The sequence below is a fragment of the Bacteroides togonis genome (assembly GCF_900130135.1).
GTDB lineage: Bacteria > Bacteroidota > Bacteroidia > Bacteroidales > Bacteroidaceae > Bacteroides > Bacteroides pullorum.
In genome coordinates, this window is the sequence record NZ_LT670831.1 from 1 (window position 1) to 2,635 (window position 2,635).

Annotated in this window: 2 protein-coding genes and 1 pseudogene; all 3 read left to right on the forward strand. The window is 47.7% G+C overall.

Annotated features, from left to right (window positions below):
* On the forward strand, positions 1 to 1,844 hold a 1,844-nt coding region (locus BQ8005_RS16760), incomplete at its 5' end, for an RHS repeat domain-containing protein (RefSeq protein WP_234984106.1).
* Positions 1,841 to 2,311, forward strand: coding sequence for a hypothetical protein (locus BQ8005_RS16765; protein ID WP_075319334.1), 471 nt, complete (start codon positions 1,841 to 1,843; stop codon positions 2,309 to 2,311). The genes BQ8005_RS16760 and BQ8005_RS16765, both read left to right, overlap by 4 nt.
* Positions 2,312 to 2,384: 73 nt before the next feature.
* A pseudogene (locus BQ8005_RS16770) lies at positions 2,385 to 2,635 on the forward strand (RHS repeat domain-containing protein); the annotation flags it as partial.

The window sequence follows — 2,635 nt, forward strand, 5'->3', positions numbered from 1 at the left end:
CGGGCAAGCCCGCCGTGGTGAGCCACACGCACACGGCCGGCGGGAAGCCCACACTCACGGAGGTCACCGAGTACACCTACGACCACGCGGAGCGCCTGACGAAGGTGGAGCACACGCTGGGCGGCGTTAAGGTGACGCTGGTCTCGAATACCTACGACGAACTGGGCAGGCTGCAGAGCAAGACTCCGCACGGCAACACCAGTCTCGCCCAGAGCTATACCTACAACATCCGCGACTGGCTGACGGGGATTGACGGGAAGTTTACGCAGACCTTGCAGTACAACGACGGCGCAACTCCCTGTTATAACGGGAACATCAGCGGCATGACGTGGAAGGCGGGGAATGAGACAACGACCCACAGTTACAAGTTTACTTATGACAACTTGAACCGCATGCAGGATGCCATTTACAGTGATGGCACCAACGCCGACCGCTTCACGGAGAAGGTGACAAGTTACGACAAGAACGGGAACATCCTGGGGCTTCACCGCTACGGGCAGACGGGGGCAAGCAGCTACGGTTTGATAGACAACCTGACTTTCACCCTAAACGGTAACCAGCTGAATCGTGTGGACGACGCAGTAACGGCATCCGCCTACAACAACGGTTTCGAGTTCAAGGACGCCGTAAAGCAGGCCAATGAGTACACCTACGACGCGAACGGCAATCTGACGAAAGATTTGAACCGGAACATTAGCAATATTCAATACAATTTCTTAAATTTGCCAGGCAAGGTCACGTTCGGTGACGGGAGCACCATTGAATACGTCTATGCCGCGGACGGCACGAAACTCCGCACGAAGCATGTTATCAACGGTACTACCACCACGACGGACTATTGCGGGAACGTGGTCTATGAAAATGGTGTGCAGAAGCTGCTGCTAACGGAAGCCGGCTACGTCACCCTGTCCGACCGGAAGTACCACTACTACCTGCAGGATCATCAGGGGAACAACCGGGTGGTGCTGAATCAGGACGGTACGGTAGAGGAGGTGAACCATTACTATCCCTTCGGAGGACTGTTTGCAAGCTCTACGAGTGTACAACCCTACAAGTACAACGGTAAGGAGCTGGACACGGAGAACGGGCTGAACTGGTACGATTACGGGGCACGCATGTATGACCCGGCGCTGGGAAGGTTTATGACGGTGGATCCATCATCGGAATCGTATTATGAGACTTCGCCGTATGCGTATTGCTACAACAACCCGATTAAGCATATCGATCCGAACGGCAAAGATGGAATTATCTCCATCTATGGTGATAATATCGTGATTAGAGCCAATATTATCCTTACCGGTCCTTATGCCACATCCCAATTGGCAGGAATCTATAAAGCCGGTATCATGGCTACCTGGGGGAAACAGACCACCTATGAATATCAGGATAAAACTTATAATCTGCAATGGGACATAAAGGTATATGCTAACAAAGATGAAGAGCCGAACTTCAACGGAGTGAATAATTATATGGAAGTAAAAATGGATCCTGAAACAACCTCCAAAGTCAAATATACCAATCAAGGATTTTTAAGAGGCGAAGGACGTAATGGATTCAACATCAGAGACGACAATTCGGCTCCTCATGAGTTTGGACATATAATCGGGTTGGCTGATAAATACATCAAGAATGGTCCTCAAAAGGATCAACCTGTTGATGATTCGTGGAGTAATAATATTATGGGGGCATGGAATGGAAAGGTGGAAAAGAAAAACCTGGATATACTATTGACCCAGCCAATAGAACTGCATGAATTCCTCATGAAATGGAACAAAGACGTGCCTTGGGTTGATTATATGAAAACGACTTATTACATTAATGACAAAAATAGAGAACCAAAATGAAAAAAGCATTTGCATTAGGAATAGTATTGCTCTGCCTGTCCTGCTCGGGGAGCCAGACGAAACCAAGTAGCGAGGATAAATATAATTTCGCTCAACTTCAAACCAGGATACGCGAATATTATCAGCATGCAGATTGCGATTCTGTCCACGAAACCGACGACCAAATTTCCTTTGCCTGCCTGGGGATAGCGGGATGTACGCTGTCTGAGGTAATGCAAAAATATGGCGTTCCATTTTCTGATCATCTATGGAAGGACTATACAAGTGGAGACGGACCTTCATTTTATTATTTATCTTCCGCTTTAAAAGCTGTGGGTATAAATTATCCTATTGATGTCCTTGAATTGTCATGGACTCCTCGTGAAAATAAAAAATTAGTAGTAACAGTATATTTCATTGTTAATTACACACACTATATTGCCGTGTCTGGTGAACAGGAAAATAGAGCAATATACTTAATGGAATAAACGAGCTAAGCCACAATAGTTTTCAATCCTTGATTCAGATATTGTCTGTTTCAAGGATTGTTTTTTATCTGTCACCTACGACGGGCTGAACCGCATGCTCAATGCCGTCTATGGCGAAGGTACTTCGCTAAGCAGCAACACAAACCGCTTCACCGAGAAAGTGACAGGTTACGACAAGAACGGGAACATCCTGGGGTTTCACCGCTACGGGCAGACGGGGGCAAGCAGCTACGGTTTGATAGACAATCTGACGTTCACGCTTGAGGGCAACCGGCTGAACCGTGTGGACGACGCAGTGACGAGTTCTGCCTACAACAACGGTTT

Coding starts and splice junctions, on each gene's coding strand:
- BQ8005_RS16765 (WP_075319334.1), top strand. CDS start 1,841: ATGAAAAAAGCATTTGCATTAGGAATAGTATTGCTCTGCCTGTCCTGC.